Origin of the sequence: Allorhodopirellula heiligendammensis, assembly GCF_007860105.1 — a bacterium.
GTDB classification, from domain to species: domain Bacteria; phylum Planctomycetota; class Planctomycetia; order Pirellulales; family Pirellulaceae; genus Rhodopirellula; species Rhodopirellula heiligendammensis.
The window spans coordinates 792556-811563 of sequence record NZ_SJPU01000001.1 but is presented as its reverse complement, the minus strand read 5'-3'; the positions used below and the strand labels follow the sequence as shown (position 1 = coordinate 811563).

Here is a 19008-nt window from a genome sequence, read left to right as displayed (position 1 = left end):
CGCGGTTATGAAAATGCCCCGGTACTGGTACCGAACGAATCCTTCTCGATTCCCATCCGCTGAGCGATGTCGACGAAGAGGTTGCATAGGGGGATGCTGCCGGAGTGTCTCGACGCGACATTCCGGAACTCACCGCTACCATAGCCGCCCCCGGCCACGACGATCGGTAGGTCACTGTTGGTGTGTGAACTGCCGTTTCCCATACCGCTGCCGAAAACGACTGCCGTGGAGTCCAGCAAGGTCTGTTCGCCATCTTGGACGTCGGCAAGACGTGTCAAAAATTTTCCAAAGTGCTCCAACTGGTAGGTTTCAAGAGTAATCAAGTCTGCGATCGCCGCATCGTCGTTGCCGTGATGTGAAAGACTGTGATACGACTTATCGATGCCGAGATTTTGAGGCAAGAAGCTCCCGCCAATCTCCAGAGTCGCGACCCTGGTGGAGTCTGTTTGCAATGCCAAGGCAATCAGCTCATACAACATCGGCAGATCGTCGACCGTGTTCGAGTCGGCTGGTTTCTCGAAAGGTGGAGCAGGCTTGGGCTGATCTGCCCACCGCCGGCGGACTTCGAGTCGTTTCTCGACATCTCGAATGGAGCTGAAATACTCGTCCAATTTAGCCCTGTCTTCCTGATTGACCTGCTTAGAAAGAGCCCCGGCTTCCTCCAGCATCAAATCGAGCACAGAACCTTGCAATGAGTTGTCTTTGACCCGCTGGGCCCGTCGTTCTTTCGACTCGGTCACGAAGAGTCTGTCAAACAATTCGGCGGGGCCGGTGATGGGCGGAACACGGACACCCGACTTCGTCCACGACATCTGACACCCGCCATGAATTCCTCCTTCGGATCCCACCGTTAACGACGGAAATCGAGTCTCGGTACCAACCTCATCGGCAATGAACTGGTCAATGGTAACGTTGCCATCAGGCCGGTTCTTTGACTCATGATGGAGCACACCGGAAAGAAAGGTGTGCACGGCAAAGTGCCCACCTCGCAAACCATGATCGAGCCCGCGATAGACCGTGATATGTTCGCGATTGGCAATGAGTGGTTTCAGGAGTGTTGTCGCTTCAAATTCACGTCCTGTGGTCTCGGGGAAGAATGATTTCTGTTGGAAACCAAGCAGATTGCCCACCGCGACAAAGCGTCTCGCACCGACGCCGGCGCCGCGGGAAGCCTGAATCGCTGAGTTACCACCGACCGAACCAGCCATCAGGGACGGTAACCCCGGGAGAGCGAGCGATCCAGCGAGGGACCGGATTACAAAACGGCGACGATTAAGATTATTTGAATTTGACATGCAGCCATTCTAACATCGAGAGGACCACCCGATGCAACACGTGGATGAATATTGAATCGTCAAAACGGGACGCTATCACCAGATTGCTGTTATCGACGAGGCGTTTTCGGGGGGCAAAAATCCCGTATTTCCTAAGGCGTTCCTCGCGATCTTGCGTGTGGCAACTCCACAGGGCGCTCCGTAATCTGGTTTAATAGATGCGACATGACGTTAACTGATTCACCCCCGCTCGTAGAATCCGGCGCATGACCTCCCACCTCAGCTCCACACTCGCTCTCCTGTTATTCCCGTTCGTCTCGTGCGGCCTATCGCAACTCGCATGCGCTGACGAGCGACCGATACGATTCAATCGTGACATTCGCCCGATTCTGAGTGACAAGTGCTTTGCCTGCCATGGTCCCGACGCGGAAAGCGTCGCAGGTGACCTGCGTTTGGATTTGTCTGAATCTGCCGTCGACAACGGCGCAATCACGCCCGGCGTCCCCGGCGATAGTCCGCTGATCGATCGCATCGATTCTTCCGATGAGAACACGGTGATGCCGCCGCCACATAGCCACAAAACGCTGACGAGTGTGGAGAAGGATTTGCTGACGCGCTGGATTGAAGAAGGGGCGCAGTACGAACCGCACTGGGCATACACCTCGCTCCGCCGGCCAACGCCACCGTCACCGCTGGATTCTGATTGGTGTCGCAATGACATTGATTGCTTCGTCGCCGCCCGCCTCGAGAGTGAGGGCGCTGCGCGGGTGGCTCGAGCTGATCGGGTGACTTTGATCCGGCGTCTATCACTTGATTTAACTGGGATCGCACCGACGCCCGCGGAGGTCGATGCCTTCCTTGATGATCATTCCGAACACGCCTATCGCGAACTCGTTGATCGTCTCCTCGAGTCACCGCGTTTTGGCGAGCGAATGGCAATGTACTGGCTCGATCTCGTGCGTTACGCCGATACGGTCGGATACCACGGTGACCAGGACGTGTCGCAGTCGCCCTACCGAGACTACGTCATCGACGCTTTCAACGCCAACATGCCCTTCGATCAGTTCGTACGAGAACAGCTGGCAGGCGATCTATTGCCGGGGGCCACCCCAGCACAGCAAATCGCCTCCGGCTACAACCGGCTCAATCAAACCACCGAAGAAGGCGGCGCTCAAGCCAAGGAGTACTTGGCGATCTATTTCGCCGATCGCGTTCGCAATGTTTCCCAGGTGTTTATGGGTGCGACGGTGGGGTGCGCCCAATGCCACGACCACAAGTATGATCCCTACACCGCTAAAGACTTCTATTCGCTTGGCGCATTCTTCGCTGACTTGGACGAACGCGGGGTTTATGGCGCTCGCCAACGGCCGCCTACGATTCCCGTCTTCACCGCTGACCAACAAGCACACCTCGATCAGCACGACCAGCGGCTCGCCCAACTCAATAGCGAGCGTCTGTCACGACAGCAACAGCTCGCGGCCGCGCAACCCATCTGGGAGAATCAAGCACGAGCGCAGCTCGACCAAACGCGAGACAAAACCACAGTTTGGATTGAAGATTCACAGGACACTGGGGGTCAGAGCAGCGAATCATGGGAGTTCATTGGTCACGATCAGGGACCGGTATACAGCGGCACCCACGCGCGGCGGCAGTCATCCAGCGGCCTCGTCCAGCACGTTGTGCTGGGGGCGAAAACGACAATTCCCATTACCGAAACCACTCGTTTCTATACGTGGGTCTACCTCGATCCCGGTAACCCACCTCAGGCCGTGATGCTGCAGTTCCACGATGGTTCTTGGGACCATCGTGCTGTCTGGGGTTCGGATGCAATCAAGTATGGCAAGCGAGCCGAAAGTTGGGCCGGGTACCACCGGGCAGGTGATCTACCGCAAACGGGCCAGTGGGTTCGATTGGAGGTCCGCGCGGCCGATGTGGGGTTGAAACCCGGGAGCACGGTCGCGGGCCAAGCCTGGACGCAATTCGGAGGATTGACCTATTGGGATCACACAGCCTGGATCGAATCGGATTCCATGCCTGAAGACATCGCCCAAGCGCTGAGTCAACCAGTCGATGGTCGCAGCATGGAGCAGGCCCAAATGTTGACGGCATACTATCTAGCGCAGTCCCAGCCAATCATCGACATCGATCAGCAGATTGCGGCAGAACAAACCGCTCGTCAGACGATCGTGAATACTGCTACCACGGTAATGGTCAGTAAAGCTGTCACGCCGCGTCCCATTCGTGTCCTCCCCCGGGGTAACTGGATGGATGATTCAGGTGAGATTGTTGAGCCGGCGATTCCCGAATTCTTGGGATCGCTCGAAATTGACTCTCCGCGAGCCACACGTTTGGATCTCGCAAATTGGTTGTGTCGACAAGACAACCCATTAACGTCGCGGACATTTGTCAATCGAATTTGGTATTTGATGTTCGGGCGTGGAATCAGTACGAGTGTCGATGATCTTGGAGGGCAGGGTACCTATCCTTCGCACCCCGATCTACTGGATTGGTTGGCAGTCGAGTTTGTCGAATCCGGTTGGGACGTCAAACATTTGATACGCACCATTGTCAGCAGTTCGGCGTACCAGCAATCATCCCGACCGACGGAGTCACTCCGGGCGAGCGACCCATACAATGAATTATTTGCTCGGCAGGGTCGATTCCGCATCGATGCCGAGATGGTTCGCGACAATGCCCTCGCCGTCAGCGGTCTGCTCGTGGAACATCGCGGTGGCCCGAGCGTGAAGCCCTACCAACCGGAGGGTTATTACGACCATTTGAACTTTCCCAAACGCACCTACGTTGCCGAGACGAGCTCGAATCAATTTCGACGGGGCCTTTACACGCATTGGCAGCGAACCTTTTTGCATCCGATGCTCAAGGCCTTCGACGCACCAAGTCGTGAAGAATGCACGGCTGCGAGATCGCGATCCAATACTCCCCTGCAAGCTCTCACCCTACTGAACGATCCCACGTTTGTGGAAGCCGCACGCGTCTTCGCGGCGCGCATCATGCGAGAGGGAGGGAAGACCACGGCGGAGCGAATCCAATGGGCGTATCGCGAGGCGTTGTCGCACAAGCCTGCACCCGAGATCGCTGAAGAATTGGAAAAGTTGTCTATCGAGCACATTCACTCTTACACCGAGCAACACGTCGACGCCGAAGACTTGGTCGCCACGGGCGTCTCGCCGCCTGCAGAAGACCTCGATGCAGCCGAGTTGGCGGCGTGGACCAGCGTCGCTCGCGTGATTTTGAATTTGCACGAAACCATCACTCGCTATTAGGCCCGCCTACTTCGTAAGCGGCAAGACTATGTCATTCTTGAATCATTCATCGCAGCAGTTGGCCCGCCGCACGTTTCTACGGCAAACCGGGATCGGTGGCTTGGCGTTAGGGTCGTTACTGGAATCCGCTGTCGTGCAAGCTGCTGCGGTCGATTCATCGGTCATAATGCCACGCGTCAAACGCGTGATCCACTTGTGCATGGCGGGTGGGCCAAGTCATCTGGAAACGTTCGACTACAAACCTGAGCTCGCGCGGTTGGACGGACAGCCGATGCCAGAATCCATCACGCAAGGTCAACAGCTCGCTCAATTGCAAGGGCAGACGCTCAAGGTCATGGGGCCGCAACATAGCTTTGCCAGATACGGTGACAGTGGGCTGGAGATCTCGGAAATTTTACCGCATACGGCCCAACATGCCGACGACCTGTGCGTGATCAAGTCCATGTACACCGAGCAGATCAATCATGACCCCGCGCACACGTTTTTCAACACGGGGACTGCGATCAGCGGACGTCCATCGATGGGCTCATGGGTGCTCTATGGACTGGGGGCTGAAACGCAAGACCTGCCCGGCTACATCGTTCTGACGAGCGTGGGCGGTGGACAAGCACAACCTATCAGTTCACGACAGTGGCACTCTGGATTCCTACCGAGTCGGTTCCAAGGTGTGCAGATGCACGCCAGTGGAAACCCTGTCAACTATGTCGGCAACCCTGCGGGCGTGACTCGCCGCCAACAGGAAGAGATCATCGATACAATCTCGCGAATCAATGGCATCCGCAATGGCACGCTCGACGATCCCGAAATCGCGACCCGGATCAGCGGCTACGAAATGGCATTTCGGATGCAGGCGTCGGTGCCGGAACTGACGGACATGTCCGCCGAACCGCAACACATCGTTGACATGTACGGCTGCCGTCCAGGTGACGGTAGTTTCGCGAGCAACTGCTTGTTGGCTCGTCGCTTGGCCGAACGCGGAGTGCGATTCGTCCAACTCTATCACCGCGGCTGGGACCATCACGGGGGCGTCAAGGCAGGAACTGCCACGACAGCAAAGTTAGTCGATCAAGCGACAGCGGCGTTGCTCACGGATTTAAAGCAGCGTGACATGCTCAAGGACACCCTGGTCGTGTGGGGCGGTGAGTTCGGACGCACGCCGATGGCACAAGGCAGTGGCCGCGACCACCACATTAAAGGCTATTCAATGTGGATCGCAGGCGGTGGTGTTCGCAGCGGGATCAGCCACGGGGCCACTGACGAGTTTGGCTACAATGCCGTGGAGAATCGTGTTCACGTTCGAGATTTTCATGCCACGATGCTTCACCTGCTCGGTATCGACCACGAGAAGTTCACCTACAAGTTCCAAGGCCTCGACTTCAAACTGACCGGCGTCGAACCGGCGCACGTGGTTCGTGAAATCTTAAGCTAGAGAACACGAATGTTCGTTCGCAGCGGGCTCCGTTCTTAACGCAGACACCGCTCGGCGGTGTTGAAAGCGCGTCCTGGATTACAGAGCCCATCCCGGTCGCTGTTCCAGACGAGTGCCACACGATGAATCGGATTCCCTAGGCTAGGACGACCAATCGCAAACGGCTATCAGATTGACCAGCGAACACCTGAACATCACTACCTCTCGCTGTCGTGTTTCAAGTTCAATTGCTCCCGCCCATCGATGGTAAACAACGCTCGCCAGGTTTCGTCGCCTTGGTCTATCGGGACTGCTCCCGCCCATCCGTCACCCAGCCCGATTACCGTGGAGCCGGCCCGTACATTCAAGCCTCCGGTAGGGTTAGCATTGTCGTACGCATAGTCTTCGGGTTTGGTCCAGGGAACTGCCAGTTCCGGGCGGACTTCCACGATCGCCGCAGTATTCGATAGCCCATCGAGAATCTGTCGAAATGCATGATCGTTCTCTCCGCCGAGAAACGGTTTTTCGTTCGCTGGCGCCAGCAACGTTGTCCGACCATCCTCCGCACGAGAGAATGTCGAACCGGTAGGAGACTGGTAGATGTCAGGAATTTCTTCCAGGAGTTTGAAATTGTGTTCGCTATCCCAGGGCTCATCTAAATGAAACCTCTGGTAGAGATCGACGTACTCACCATCGCCGATGAACGGTAGCAAATAAACTCTCCAACTAAGCCCTCGTCGTTGAGCTGGATCGGAATTCTGTGCAAAGGGAGGGAGCCGATTGAACGCGGAATGGTAGTTGTGTACGGCCAACATCAAAGTTGACATCTTGCTTTGCAGGCGGCTGTTGAGTGTACCCTGAAAGCCTGCGTGGATCATCCGAATTAGTCGAACAAGACCGTTGGGGTCTTGATCGGTGCCACCGACGAAAAATGTGACTTGGTCGCTAGTGATTTCGCTTACAAATAGATCCGGCTCCGTCTCAGGCAGAACGTCCGCCTGGGGATCTACCCATTTTCGGTATAACGCCAACATGAGGTTTGGCATCTGGCTTCGCACACTTTTCGCTGTGTCGTCATTCTGACATTGAATGATCGCCTTGACTGTGCCTTGATCTGGATCAACACCGATCGCCAACCACTCAACATCTTTAACCCAGTCCAGCGACTGAGAATCTGGCGACCCCAGGCCCAGGGTTGGATGAGTTTCAGCAAACACAGCTCGCAAGGCTCTCGGTAGGGCGACAACCCAGCGGATGGGAAATTCAGCGATGGCACCGAGACCGGGTTGGAGCGCCCCGTCCATGTCGGTCGAATTGTCAAGCGACGAGGCGGGGAGGCCCGGCCACAACTCGCTGAGCAGTTTGGAACCTCCGGAGTCATTATCGATCGCGTCGGATACGCCGCGCTGGATGGCCTGCCAGAAGCTACGTTCTGCGGGCGAGAGCAGGCCGAGCACATCATCGGAAAAAGCCGAATTCCATGTCGCTCGATCGTCGACTTCGAAAGTGGTTTGCCAATTCGATGTTGCTTGAACTGCCGTGGACTCCGCTGGCGGCGTTTCGGTATCGGAGCTCTGTAGCAATCCAACTTCAAGGCGAATTCGCAGACTCTCAAGGCCATTAAAGGCGGCCTCAAGCGTGGCAAATTCGTTTTCCACCAACCAACTCAATGGCTCGCCGGTTACCGGATCGTCAGGGCAGGGCAGGGCCATATCGCTGAGCCTTTCGGGCCACTGCGACGCATGTGTCGCCAAGTGATCGCGAAGAGCCTCGATGATCTGCAGTATGGCGAGCCGCTGTTGGAGTCGCCAATTTGCGTGGACCACAGACCGCGCGAAGTCCGGGATGATCCACTGGATTGTGTTGTCCAAAGTTGGATACTGCTGCGAGATTCTCTCTCGACGTTTTTGGATGTTGCGGATCATTGACGCCTGGGCAGAGCCAGGAGCATGGTAGAGGTGATTCGCCTCGTGACTTGCCGACTCGTACATCCGCCGCATTGCTAGAAAGAACGCTTGAGTTACCGGCAACGCATCTATCTGTGCAGGCGTCAGATCGCATTCGTCACGCAGGTACGAATTAACCTCACCTTCCGCCGTCGCGATATAGAGTGACACCCCCAGTACACCGGTCGATTTGAACCGCTTTCCGATTTCACTCTCGTCACCGATCATCGGCATGATCTGGTTAAGAAAGTCAGCCCAGTCTATGTCGGTAATCGGATCGTCATCGATTCTGTCCAGAGGGCGCACTTGCTGAAATAGCAGGTTGGTCTCTAGTTCCACGCCTCGACGCTGATCGATCAACGGATTAGGCAATTCGGCGATCGCCCAGTAGAGATTAGGACTATCGGGCTCACCGAGAAGATAGATCGCATCCTCAAAACTCGATTGGGCAATAGCACTCCCCACGAGAGTCGATACTAAGAAAGGTTCATCGGAGAGATGACGAGCGAGTTGAAAGTTCTCGCCTAAGATGGTTCTCGCGATTGCGTATTCTCCTTCAGCGATCGCGACTCGACAGCGTAACGACTGATGACGGCCAAGCTGTCGAAGTGCCTGAATTTCCGGTAACAGGAAGCCCACGACATCGTCGACCTCGTGAATATTTCGGTCTAAATCAAAGTTGCGACATCGGGCGGCCCGGTGCAGCAGTTCACGTTGGAAATTCGAATACACTAAATAGTTATTTACCTCTTCTATGGGCAATTGGTCTGGTGGGGTCCGCAGCCACGACCACGGGGCGGGCTCAAAGTTGATATCGTCCCACATTCGCTCCGTCTGCTCGGATTGGAATCGCTCGATCGCTTGGCGTGCCGCTGTCTGTTCGAGAAACCCCAGCGCTTTGATATACCAAATCGCCGCGTTGGCGTCTCGCATCTCTTCGCTCTTGGGTAGCAAACGTATCGAATCATGCGTTGATGACTCAGCCGCCGGATACACCGTCAACGCACGATGAAGAATTCTACCACGAGGCGAGTCATACTCCTTCCAGCCATCGTCCTCTCGTCGCAGGACTTCATCGGATCTTTCTCGTGAGGCTGATGCCGACTTCGCTGGATCATCGGCGGGTGCCCGACTAGCTGGAAAGGCCTGCCACAACAGGCTCACCATCAGCACACATGTTGCGTGCTTGATGAGGGGAGTTTTCAATGTCTGCAGCTTCATCTTCTAGGCCTCGTTGAGAATCTGATCAATCAATTCCCGTCGCGTCGTCGGCGTATGAGAATGGTGATGATCGCGGGTGATTTCGTCGGGTACGGTTGCGTCGGATTGTCCAGGAACACGTCGCAGGGAAGATGGGATTTCTGGCCAATCTGCCATCGTGCGAAGATCGCTGCCGACCGTCAGCACTGCCGATGAGGGCGAGTACATACGGTGCTGTGGTGTCCAACCGGGCAGGGATACCAACCTCTCCGCCGGCGCATCTTCGCTCGTTGCGACGATCGGTTGGTGCTCTAGGCGAGCGTGGGGACGGGCGTCCGAAATGCTCGGACCAGACGTTTCTCTGGGGGGGACCAGCCATGGTGCCACGAGCAACATCGCGGCCGCACCGATGGCAAATCCGCTCGCCCAGACGCCAACCAATGCAGCGCGCGACACACTCCGCTGCGGTTTGGGATCAGACCGTTGCGATTCCGACTCCTGCAACTTGGCCTCGACCGCCGCGTAAGCACTCGACGCGAGTGGACGCGGTTGGATGCCTCTCAGTTTGTTTTCGAACTCATCGATTGGTGGCATTTTCAACCTCCAGTTGCATGCGTAGTTTTTCAATGGCGGCGTGATAGCGGCGATGGACCGCGGATGTTGAACAGTTCATCAGTTCAGCCAGATCATCCAACTTCATTTCGCCCCACACCCGAGCGACCACAATCTGCCGCTCATCAGGATCGAGTTGGTCAAGAGCGTTTTGCAAATCATCTGCATCGAACGGGCATGTCTTGTCGTGGGCTACCGACCAATCGGCGTCCGACTGTTCGGCCACCGCCCGTTGGCGATTAGCCCGGCGAGACTCTGTGCGACCAATGTTCTTGGCTTTATTGCGTGTCACCGAGTACAGCCAGGCCTGTGGATTTTCTGGCCACGCCGATGCGGCAATCAAATCAATGAATGCCTCCTGGACCGCGTCATCAGGTGCACGACACCACTGAGCTGCATACAACCTGAGGGCGGGCCCCTGCGAGTCGAGTAATTCGCGAATCTGCGGGGACCGCATCGTTTTCTTACTCCTGTTCGCGGCAGCGGATAGGCCCATTCATGGAGTAGTCACCGCACAACTACAGATTTCCCGATTGCAGAATAGAATTTGATGACGAATGAAACGATTCGTAGCCACGCCCACCAACGTGCCTGAAAATTCTTACCGAGACGCGTGCGCGCGGTGCTACCCAGACATGCTCGGGACCACGCTGCTAGGCGGTGCCCACTATCGCATCAGGACAGCATCGAGTTCCCGCTCACAAGCCGCAACGATATTCTCGACGATGCCGTCGGCATCAGTGCCGCTCAGGGTTTCACTCAGACTCTGCAGTTCCAACGAGAACAGAACTCGTTTTCGATCGGGGCCATCCTGTTTTTCGTTGCGATACGTTTCCTGGTAGGACAGGTTTGTCAGCCGCTCGTCGGCAGCAGAGTGAATCACATTGGACAGTGCGTCCCAGCGAACCGACTCGGGAATTACCAGATTGAGATCTCTCAGGATGGAGGGAAATGCACTCACGGCCTGCTGCTGAGGAACGAGATGCGAAAGCTCGACAAGTCGTTCCGCGGACAGTTCGGCAGCAATAACGCTGCCGGGCAACTTCCAGGACCGCACCAAGGAATCGGCCACGACACCTAAGTATCCGATCACCTCATCGGTTTGACCATCAGCTAGTGTTAATGCGACCACGCCTCCGCTCGCGAATCCATCTCGCTCGACGGTTTCAACGCTGAGCTGGCCGCGAATGCCCAGACGCGTCAACGCCGTCTCAATGATCCCCTTGGCAACGAAAAAGTCGTCGCCCATGATCAATCCAACATGATACGTTTCAACCGGTAACGCATCAGCATTCCCGTCATCTTGTGGCGGAAGATAGGCGTGAGCGATTTCAAAAAGATCGGCATGCAGTGAGGCCGATGCCCAGTTTGCCGCGCGGCTTTGGAGCAGACTCGGGATCAGGGTGCGGCGCAGACGCTTGGAACCTTCCAACATCGCGGTACGCGTCTGCATTGCAGGGCGATCGGTCCACGGCGACAGCGATGCGTCTAATTTTTCAGTCACCACACTCGGTGTCATTGCTTCGCTCAAGCCCGCCGACGTCAATACACCTCGGAGACGAGCCATGGCGGAATCAAACGGGCGCTTGCTACTCGGCGCGACCGGAATGGGCGCATTCTCTGGAATTTTGTCGTAGCCATGAATCCGTGCAACCTCTTCGATTAAGTCGGCTTCACGAGTGAGGTCATGCCGCCAAGACGGTGGGACGCACCGCAAGCTCGCGGCGTTTCGATTCGCACCGGCTTCACTGGCACCGTCATGGGCAAGGTCGACTCGACACCCCAGTCCCGCCAAAATTCGTTGAACCGTCGCCACATCGATCTCGATACCTAAAACGCGTGGCAACTGCGACAACCGGAGCTCGACGGGCGGACGATCAGCGACCGAAGGAGCCGTGTCAATCACGCCAGCTGCGACGGACCCGCCGGCAATTTCCGTGATCAATTGACACGCTCGGCGACTCGCCCAATCGATTCCGCGTGGATCGACGCGTCGCTCGAACCGAAATGACGATGGACTGTGCAGCTTCAATCGTCGGGCGGTACGGCGGACTGCAAGTGGCGTGAAGTCTGCGGCCTCGATAATTACATCGGTGGTGCGTTCGGACACCTCGCTACTGGCACCGCCCATCACGCCAGCGATCGCGAGCGCCGCGTCAGCATCAGCGATCACGCACGTCTCAGCGGTCAAATCGTAGTCACGATGGTCGATCGCTTGCAGCTTCTCCGAGGGGAGTCCCGGCCGGATAACCAACTGCTGGCCAGCAACGGCAGCAGCATCGAACGCGTGCAAAGGTTGACCGCATTCCATCATGACATAATTGGTGACATCGACCACGTTATTGACGACGCCAATCCCCATCGATCGCAGGGCGCGTTGTAACCACTCAGGGCTCTCGCCGACCGTCACGCCTTGGATTACGCGAGCGGTGTATCGCGGGCATGCCTCAGGAAAATCATTAGCAACGCTGATCAGGTCGGCGGCCTGCACAGCTGACTCGGTGAACTGGACCTTGGGCAACTTCAGCTTTTGCTCGGTCAGGACGGCAATCTCCCGCGCCACACCGATGTGACCGAGACAGTCGCCGCGATTGCTGGTCACTTCTAGATCGACGATTGTCTCGCCGTCGACTGTCTCACTTGATTCATGATTCAAACCCGAAAGACTCAAGCGATCCACCAACTCATCGTGGGGAAGCTTCAGGTCAACGTACTGCGACAACCAGGAGAGAGTGACGAGCATGGGGATCGTGTCAAAGAGATGGAAGGAAGAATGAAAGCGTGCAAAAGAGCGAACTGTCGCAGGGCAGGCTCCCAGCCTGTCAAGTTGAGCACGTCAGGCTGGAAGGCGATGTTGGGCTTGCGAGTGGGACAGGCAGCTCATCCTGCCATGGCAACAGTGCATTAAAACTGTTGCAGGAACCGCAGGTCGCCGCTGTAGAGGTCACGGATATCAGTGATTCCGTGACGCCGCATGCACAGCCGCTCAACGCCTAAACCGAACGCAAACCCGCTGACCTTTTCGGGATCGTAACCGACTGCCGCGAAGACATTCGGGTCCACCATGCCCGCGCCTCCAAATTCAATCCACGTGCCGTTCCACAAAAAGTCGACTTCGACACTAGGTTCGGTAAACGGAAAGAATGAGGGCCGGAAACGAATCTCAACGTCGTCTCCGAGATAGTTATTGGCGAACACCCGCAGCACTGTCTTCAGGTTGGCCATCGTGACGTTTCGGTCGACGAGCAAGCCTTCCATTTGATGAAACATGGGAAAGTGAGTGGCATCGGGCGCATCGGGTCGATAGACACGACCGAGTGAAATGATTCGGATCGGCGGCTGATGCGTTTTCATCACCCGAATCTGCACCGTGCTGGTTTGACTGCGAAGCAGCCGATTGCCTTCCCCAGTCTCGCCTGCTCCATCGGCATCGCTCACGCCCGCGGTGGCGAGATAAAAGTTATCGAGCGGGTCACGGGCAGGATGATCTTCAGGAATATTCAGTGACACAAAATTATGCCACGGATCTTCCACTTCCGGCCCCTCAGCAACCTCGAAGCCCATCCGCCCCATGATCTCGGTGAGATGATCGATCGTCTGAGTGATCGGATGGACGTGGCCGAGAGTCTGCCGGATACCGGGCAGGGAGGGATCAAATGTCGGATCGATTTGCACATCGACCCCTCCAGCCAAACCATCTTCCGCTTTTTTGAAAGCGTCGTTGATGGCATTTTTGACTTCGTTGAGCCGCATGCCTGCTGCACGCTTGTCGCTCGGCTCGATACCGCCGAGCATTTTCTGCACGTCCTTGAACTGCCCATTCTTGGCACCAAGGAAAGCGACGCGCGCCTGCTCAAGCGATTCGGAATCCGAAGCGCTTCCAAATGCAGATTCGGCCTCGCTTTGGAGCTGATCCAAGCGACTGAGGAAACTTTGCAGCGACATGCGAAAAACCGACCTTACGCTGCTTGCGTTTCGGCAGCCAACGCAGCCTTCACCGCATCGCACACGTCTTTGAACCCGGCGGGATCGTGGATTGCCATTTCCGACAAGGACTTCCGATCCAAACCGATATTGGCTTTCTTCAGACCGAAAATGAACTCGCTGTACCGCAGATCATGCATCTTCGCAGCCGCATTGATCCGGATAATCCACAATTTACGGAATTCACGTTTCCGCACCCGACGGTCGCGGAACGCGTACGCTCCACTGCGGAGCAGGGTCTCTTTGACCGATCGGGTCAATGACCCACGACCGCCTACGAAGCCTTTTGCACGTTTGAACAGACGTTTTTTAGCTTGTGTCCGGGCGGCACCTTTACGTGTACGCATCTTTCGAAATTCCTTGTGGAGGGGTTTCAGTCATTGCCGAGTCTCGATTCAGGCCCCGGCAAGCAGATGCCGAAGTTTTGCCCAATCGAGTTGCCGGGCGATTTCCTAAGAGTGAAGATTGACGGGTAAATAGAGATCTAGTTGCTGTAGCCGTTGAGAGCGGCATGGATCGTTGGTTCCATGCAGCTGTCTAGCGACGTGGTGCCACGCAGGTTGCGGCGTCGCTTTTTGCTCAGGCCTTTCGCCAGGTGGCTCGTGCCGCTCTGGCGGTGCATTGCCTTGCCATTGGCACTGAGTCGGAATCGCTTTTTGGTGCCCTTGTGGGTCTTGACTTTGGTTCCCATGAAAATTCCATGATTGCAGGGGTTGTTCAATTCGCAAAATGCGTGATTTTCGGCGGATGATAGCGAAGTGGTAAAGCATTCACCAGGGGGTTTGTCTCGGCAAAGCAGGCAGATCCGTGTCCGATGGGGTATGATAGGCTGGCCCGTCGAGCCCGATCGCATGTCCGTCACTGAGCGTCGAGCCTCCCTCGCCCTGACCGGCACGCCTGTACCCAGCCTCGTATTCTCTGAGCGTTTCCGTTGAGCCCTACCGCCCCCTCTGCCTCTCAGACACCTCCACCGCCACCGATCAGCACGGATGTTGCACAAGTTGCGGAGATCGCCAAACGGGTTATCGGAAATGTCGAGAACGCAATCGTAGGAAAACGCAAACAATTAATCCTATCGCTCGTCGCCTGGCTCAGCGGCGGGCACATCCTGCTCGAGGACGTTCCCGGTGTTGCCAAGACGATGCTGGCTCGGGCGCTCGCTAAAAGTCTCGGCTGTCAGTTCAAGCGAGTCCAGTGCACGCCTGACCTCCTGCCCTCGGACGTGACCGGCACATCGATTTTTAACCAGAAGACAGCGGAGTTTGAATTTCGTCGTGGGCCGGTGTTTACGCAAATCCTACTCGCCGATGAAATCAATCGAGCGACTCCCCGAACACAGGCCTCACTCCTCGAGGCGATGGCAGAGGGACGGGTAACGGTAGATGGCAAGACCTACACACTCAAACCACCCTTTTTAGTCATTGCGACACAAAACCCGGTCGACCATGAGGGCACCTTCCCGCTTCCCGAGGCTCAGCTCGACCGATTCTTGATGCGATTCTCGCTTGGATACCCGACGATCGAAGAAGAACTGCGGATGCTCTCCCTGCTGCAGCGCACCCATCCCATCGACGGACTCGATGCGGTGGCCACAGCGGATCAGCTCGTCGCGGCGCAAGCGGCTATCCGCGAGGTCCATGTCGATCCGCGGGTTCAGCAGTACCTCCTCCAGGTCGTGCACCAAACCCGCAACAATGAACACCTTGCCCTCGGCGGCAGTCCGCGGGCAACGATTGCTCTCTTCCGCTGCTCCCAGGCGATGGCGGCTGTTCGCGGACGCAATTTCGTGCTGCCCGACGATGTCAAGAAGATTCTCGCACCGGTGATGAACCACCGCCTCATCCTGCGGCCCGAGAGCCGTTTGCGGAAGATGACGACAGAGAAGGTGCTCGACGAGATACTGGGCGAGATCGCCGTTCCGACAATCCAGGCGTGAAACCGATCGCCGTGAGTTCTCCAGTCTCCACCAACGCAGGCGCGCCCTCACCGCCTTCCCCACCCTGGTTTACTGTCATTGCGATCGGTGCCGCGATGCTGGTGCTCGGCATGATCGCTGGCGCGGGTCTGTGGATGGTGGCGGCGGTCGCCGTCGCGATGGTCATCGGCATCGGCGCATTTGTTTCGACCCAGTGGTCGATCAGCGTCATCGCGGTCCGCGAGGAGCTGCCGGAGCAAGGCCGTGATATGGAGGTGCTGGTTGGATCACGGGTTCCCGTATGCGTTGCGGTAACCAATACGGGACGGTTGCCCGTTGCCTGGGTGCTCGCAGAAGACCTATTGCCGCGGGCTGCGGTCGACGAAATCAAAGAGACCGATGATCTCGTTTCGCGGACCCGGATGGGACCGCTCACGGTCGAAGGGGCGCGCTTGGCTGTCTTGGCACTGCTGCCAGGGCAGACCAAACATCTCCGATACAGTGTCCATTGCCGCCGCCGGGGATACTTCCAGATCGGCCCCACGGTACTCGAGACTGGCGACCCCGCCGGCATGTTTCGGCGTTATCGCCTCGGTACACCGCCGCTATTCATCACCGTGCTGCCACGGATCGAACTGATATCGAATTATGAAATTGGTTCTCGCCGCCCGATGGGGGAAATTCGCATTCGCGCGAACGTGATGCCTGACCCTACTCGCATTCGTGGGATTCGGCAGTGGCAGATTGGAGATCCCATGCGTAGTGTCCACTGGGCCGCCACTGCGAGAACCGGCACGCTACATACAAAGATCTATGAGCCGTCGTCGGTAATTGGGGCGACGATCGTCGTTGACCTCCATGTCTCTACCAATCCGGATCGCAACGAACCGTTACGAACGGACCTGAGTGTGACAGCAGCGGTATCGATTGCCGCGGCACTCCATGAGGCTGGCGAGCCATTCGGAATGGCCACCAATGGCCGCGATGCGGCCGATCGGGTTCGCACGGAGGGATTTCGTGGCGACCATCGCATCGGCGATCATTTTGCCGTCCGACAAGCTGCTGGGGACGCCACGGCCATGCGGCGGAAGAGTGATCGCCTCCGTCCCGTTCTGATCGAGGTCGATCGGGGACCAGAACACCTCAAGGAGATCACCCGCACACTCGCCCGGATCGAGCGAACTGATGGATTGACACTACCGGAGTTCCTGATCGATACCGAACCGCGACTGTCCATGGAAACGACGTTGCTGGTGATTCTGCAAGAGGCACCGCCGGAAACAGTCGCGTCACTGGTGGGGTTGTCACGGCGCGGGTGGGCCGTCGCGGTTGTTCTCAATGCCATCAGCATTGACGACTTCACTCGTTTAGCAGCACCGCTACTGGCCGAAAGAATTCATGTTTCGCACCTCATGGATCAGGACAGCGTTCGCGACGTGTGCCGCGAACAGGTATCGCGATAGAATCAGCGGCTGATCGCTCCGTAGAGACTGTGCTTCGTTACCTTGGGAACGGCGATCGGCAGAGGCTCGACGTCAAAGGGATACTTTTGGGCGACGCACTTGACCGGCACACCCTGTGTCGTCTGACGCTTGACATGATCAGCCAACTGGGGATCCACATTGAAAGCGCGGTATTCTTTCATAACGCGCTGAATCTCCGGTGCATATTCGAATCCGCCGCCGGGCAGTTCTTTCCCGAGAGATTCAAAGCTGCCGATGGTGACAATCGATTGAGTGCGGTCATGGAATTCATAGGCTTCGACACCTTCGGCCCGCAACAATGCAACCATGCGATTGGCATCGACACCACACTGCAGCATTCGCTTCGCACTGGGCTCGTAGTTTTTCTCCTTCTTGCCATCGACAATCGTGTTGAAACCGGTGAACGTGCGAACGACGACGGTGTACTTGCCTTTGCAATTTAACAGGCTGTTTGGTTTGTCGTCGTTGAGACTGCGGACGAACGAGTCGACCTCCGGAGCCCGAAAATAGTCCTCGGGTAGCATGGGGTTGCGGGTAAGAAATGCGTTCCCCATCGGACCGCGTTTCTTGTCAGCAAATCGCTCGGTCAACCGCTGATGCATCACCTTCACCGCCGTCACGGGGTTCCGGAAGTCTGTCTCGGCCGCCATCTCCTTCTTATCACCGAACACTGCACAGGACGCGGTTTTGACGCGTTCCAAATCAGCATCGATCTGGGGATGTTCAGGGCTGTCGTACTCACCCACCAACACCGCATGTGCTTTGTAGCGAATCTGATTTTGGTACTTCATGCGGCGTTGACCGTGCGCGCCGCCAGTGCGTTGGACGGCAGAGCCAGGGTTCACCGTGCCGGAGAAGTCAAAGTCTTCTTCGAACACGAACGCGGGCAGGTTGAGATCGCGGCGAATCTCCAGCGCGAGCCGCTCGGCCCGTTCGCTCGAACCTTCGCCCACGAACGTATGAGCGAGCACCAACCAGGGGCCATCTTCGGGTGTCAGTGAGTATGATTTGGACTCGTCCGCGTTGACACGCTGGTCACCGCGAGAAAACATTCGCAATAGCGATGGTCCCTCAGCCGGTGCGTTGGGCGTCGCGCTCGCCACGACGAGCAGTGCGAGCAGTGCAATCGATCGGTCACAAAACATGCGGGCCATCGGTATCTTGATCATGGAATCGGCTTTCCTGCAGTCGGCTGTCACGCGCTCGAATTGAACCGGGCGGGTGCGATGAGAATCAAACGTCGATGCTGAGCTACCACAATCAGATGACACAAATCAAGGGCGTCCCGTCGACAAACTGAGGCCCGATGATCGCTTCACTCGGATAGTAGAAATAAGATATACTGGGTGTAGCTTTTCATTCTCCAAGGCAGGAACCACCTGATGTCACGCAACTCTGATCCATCCCGTCGCCTAACGGTCAATGCCGCGTTTTTGAAGGACATCAAGGACGATAACCGCGATCTCAAGATCTTGATCGATCGCATGCGATTACTCACCCAGTCGCGTGAAGCTGCGGCGAACCATTGGCCCGAACTACTTACGTTGTTTTCGGATCTGAGAGACCAGTTGGCACTGCATTTTGGTCTGGAGGAAGCGTACGGCTATTTCGACGAAGCCATTGGGACGGAAGCTGAGCTGTCCATCACCGCCGACACCCTGCGGTCGCAACATGCCGTGCTATTCGAAGAAGCCCGACATCTGGCCGAAGCGGCGGCAGACGCTCACACGGGTGACACCCCCATCGAGGGCACCACTCCTGAGGTGACGACCGCCCAAGAGCGAATACTGCATCGCTTCGATGAGTTTCTTGTCCAGTTTCACGACCACGAGGAAGCGGAGCTGAAGCTGATCCTCGACGCGCTCGACGAAGACATCGGGGTCGGCGACTGAACTTCGACA

General features: G+C 56.8%; 14 protein-coding genes. 5 read left to right on the top strand and 9 right to left on the bottom strand.

Annotated elements, in window-relative coordinates; translation table 11 throughout:
- Positions 1-5: 5 nt before the first annotated feature.
- Positions 6-1295: a DUF1552 domain-containing protein gene (locus Poly21_RS03085; RefSeq protein ID WP_146405533.1), complete on the bottom strand. Its 1290-nt coding sequence runs from the start codon at positions 1293-1295 to the stop codon at positions 6-8.
- Positions 1296-1540: 245 nt separating this feature from the next.
- Here Poly21_RS03085 and Poly21_RS03080 point away from each other — a divergent pair, with 245 nt between their 5' ends.
- Together Poly21_RS03080 and Poly21_RS03075 are read left to right on the top strand one after the other, a co-directional pair.
- On the top strand, positions 1541-4558 hold the full coding sequence (locus tag Poly21_RS03080) for a PSD1 and planctomycete cytochrome C domain-containing protein (protein WP_146405532.1): 3018 nt from the start codon (positions 1541-1543) through the stop codon (positions 4556-4558).
- A 28-nt stretch (positions 4559-4586) separates the two neighbouring features.
- Positions 4587-5987, top strand: a complete 1401-nt coding sequence (locus Poly21_RS03075) for a DUF1501 domain-containing protein (RefSeq protein WP_146405531.1) — start codon at positions 4587-4589, stop codon at positions 5985-5987.
- A gap of 197 nt (positions 5988-6184) precedes the next feature.
- Here Poly21_RS03075 and Poly21_RS03070 read toward each other — a convergent pair whose 3' ends face one another.
- From Poly21_RS03070 to rpmI, 7 genes are all read right to left on the bottom strand, one after another.
- Positions 6185-9133: a DUF1559 family PulG-like putative transporter gene (locus Poly21_RS03070; protein ID WP_146405530.1), complete on the bottom strand. Its 2949-nt coding sequence runs from the start codon at positions 9131-9133 to the stop codon at positions 6185-6187.
- Between the two features lie 3 nt (positions 9134-9136).
- On the bottom strand, positions 9137-9706 hold the full coding sequence (locus Poly21_RS03065; RefSeq protein ID WP_146405529.1) for a hypothetical protein: 570 nt from the start codon (positions 9704-9706) through the stop codon (positions 9137-9139).
- The gene (locus tag Poly21_RS03060) at positions 9690-10181 is read right to left on the bottom strand and encodes an RNA polymerase sigma factor (RefSeq protein WP_302117360.1); all 492 of its coding nucleotides are present in this window, start codon (positions 10179-10181) and stop codon (positions 9690-9692) included. Before Poly21_RS03060 ends, Poly21_RS03065 begins: the two co-directional genes overlap by 17 nt.
- Positions 10182-10391: 210 nt before the next feature.
- Positions 10392-12467: a phenylalanine--tRNA ligase subunit beta gene (gene pheT / locus Poly21_RS03055; RefSeq protein WP_146405527.1), complete on the bottom strand. Its 2076-nt coding sequence runs from the start codon at positions 12465-12467 to the stop codon at positions 10392-10394.
- 161 nt (positions 12468-12628) lie between these two features.
- Positions 12629-13669 carry a phenylalanine--tRNA ligase subunit alpha gene (pheS, locus tag Poly21_RS03050; RefSeq protein WP_146405526.1) on the bottom strand — a complete coding sequence of 347 codons (1041 nt, stop codon included), beginning with the start codon at positions 13667-13669 and terminating at the stop codon, positions 12629-12631.
- A gap of 14 nt (positions 13670-13683) precedes the next feature.
- Complete coding sequence (gene rplT, locus Poly21_RS03045; protein WP_146405525.1) at positions 13684-14055, bottom strand: 50S ribosomal protein L20; 372 nt, start codon at positions 14053-14055, stop codon at positions 13684-13686.
- Between the two features lie 137 nt (positions 14056-14192).
- On the bottom strand, positions 14193-14399 hold the full coding sequence (rpmI, locus tag Poly21_RS03040) for a 50S ribosomal protein L35 (protein WP_146405524.1): 207 nt from the start codon (positions 14397-14399) through the stop codon (positions 14193-14195).
- Between the two features lie 240 nt (positions 14400-14639).
- Here rpmI and Poly21_RS03035 point away from each other — a divergent pair, with 240 nt between their 5' ends.
- Together Poly21_RS03035 and Poly21_RS03030 are read left to right on the top strand one after the other, a co-directional pair.
- Positions 14640-15644: an AAA family ATPase gene (locus Poly21_RS03035; protein ID WP_146405523.1), complete on the top strand. Its 1005-nt coding sequence runs from the start codon at positions 14640-14642 to the stop codon at positions 15642-15644.
- An 11-nt stretch (positions 15645-15655) separates the two neighbouring features.
- Positions 15656-17086, top strand: coding sequence for a DUF58 domain-containing protein (locus Poly21_RS03030; protein WP_302117359.1), 1431 nt, complete (start codon positions 15656-15658; stop codon positions 17084-17086).
- A gap of 2 nt (positions 17087-17088) precedes the next feature.
- On the opposite strand, the gene Poly21_RS03025 is transcribed toward Poly21_RS03030, so the two are convergent.
- Positions 17089-18276 carry a hypothetical protein gene (locus tag Poly21_RS03025; RefSeq protein ID WP_302117358.1) on the bottom strand — a complete coding sequence of 396 codons (1188 nt, stop codon included), beginning with the start codon at positions 18274-18276 and terminating at the stop codon, positions 17089-17091.
- Positions 18277-18489: 213 nt separating this feature from the next.
- Between Poly21_RS03025 and Poly21_RS03020 the strand changes: the two genes are divergently transcribed.
- Positions 18490-18999: a hemerythrin domain-containing protein gene (locus Poly21_RS03020; protein ID WP_146405522.1), complete on the top strand. Its 510-nt coding sequence runs from the start codon at positions 18490-18492 to the stop codon at positions 18997-18999.
- The last annotated feature ends 9 nt before the right edge of the window (positions 19000-19008 follow it).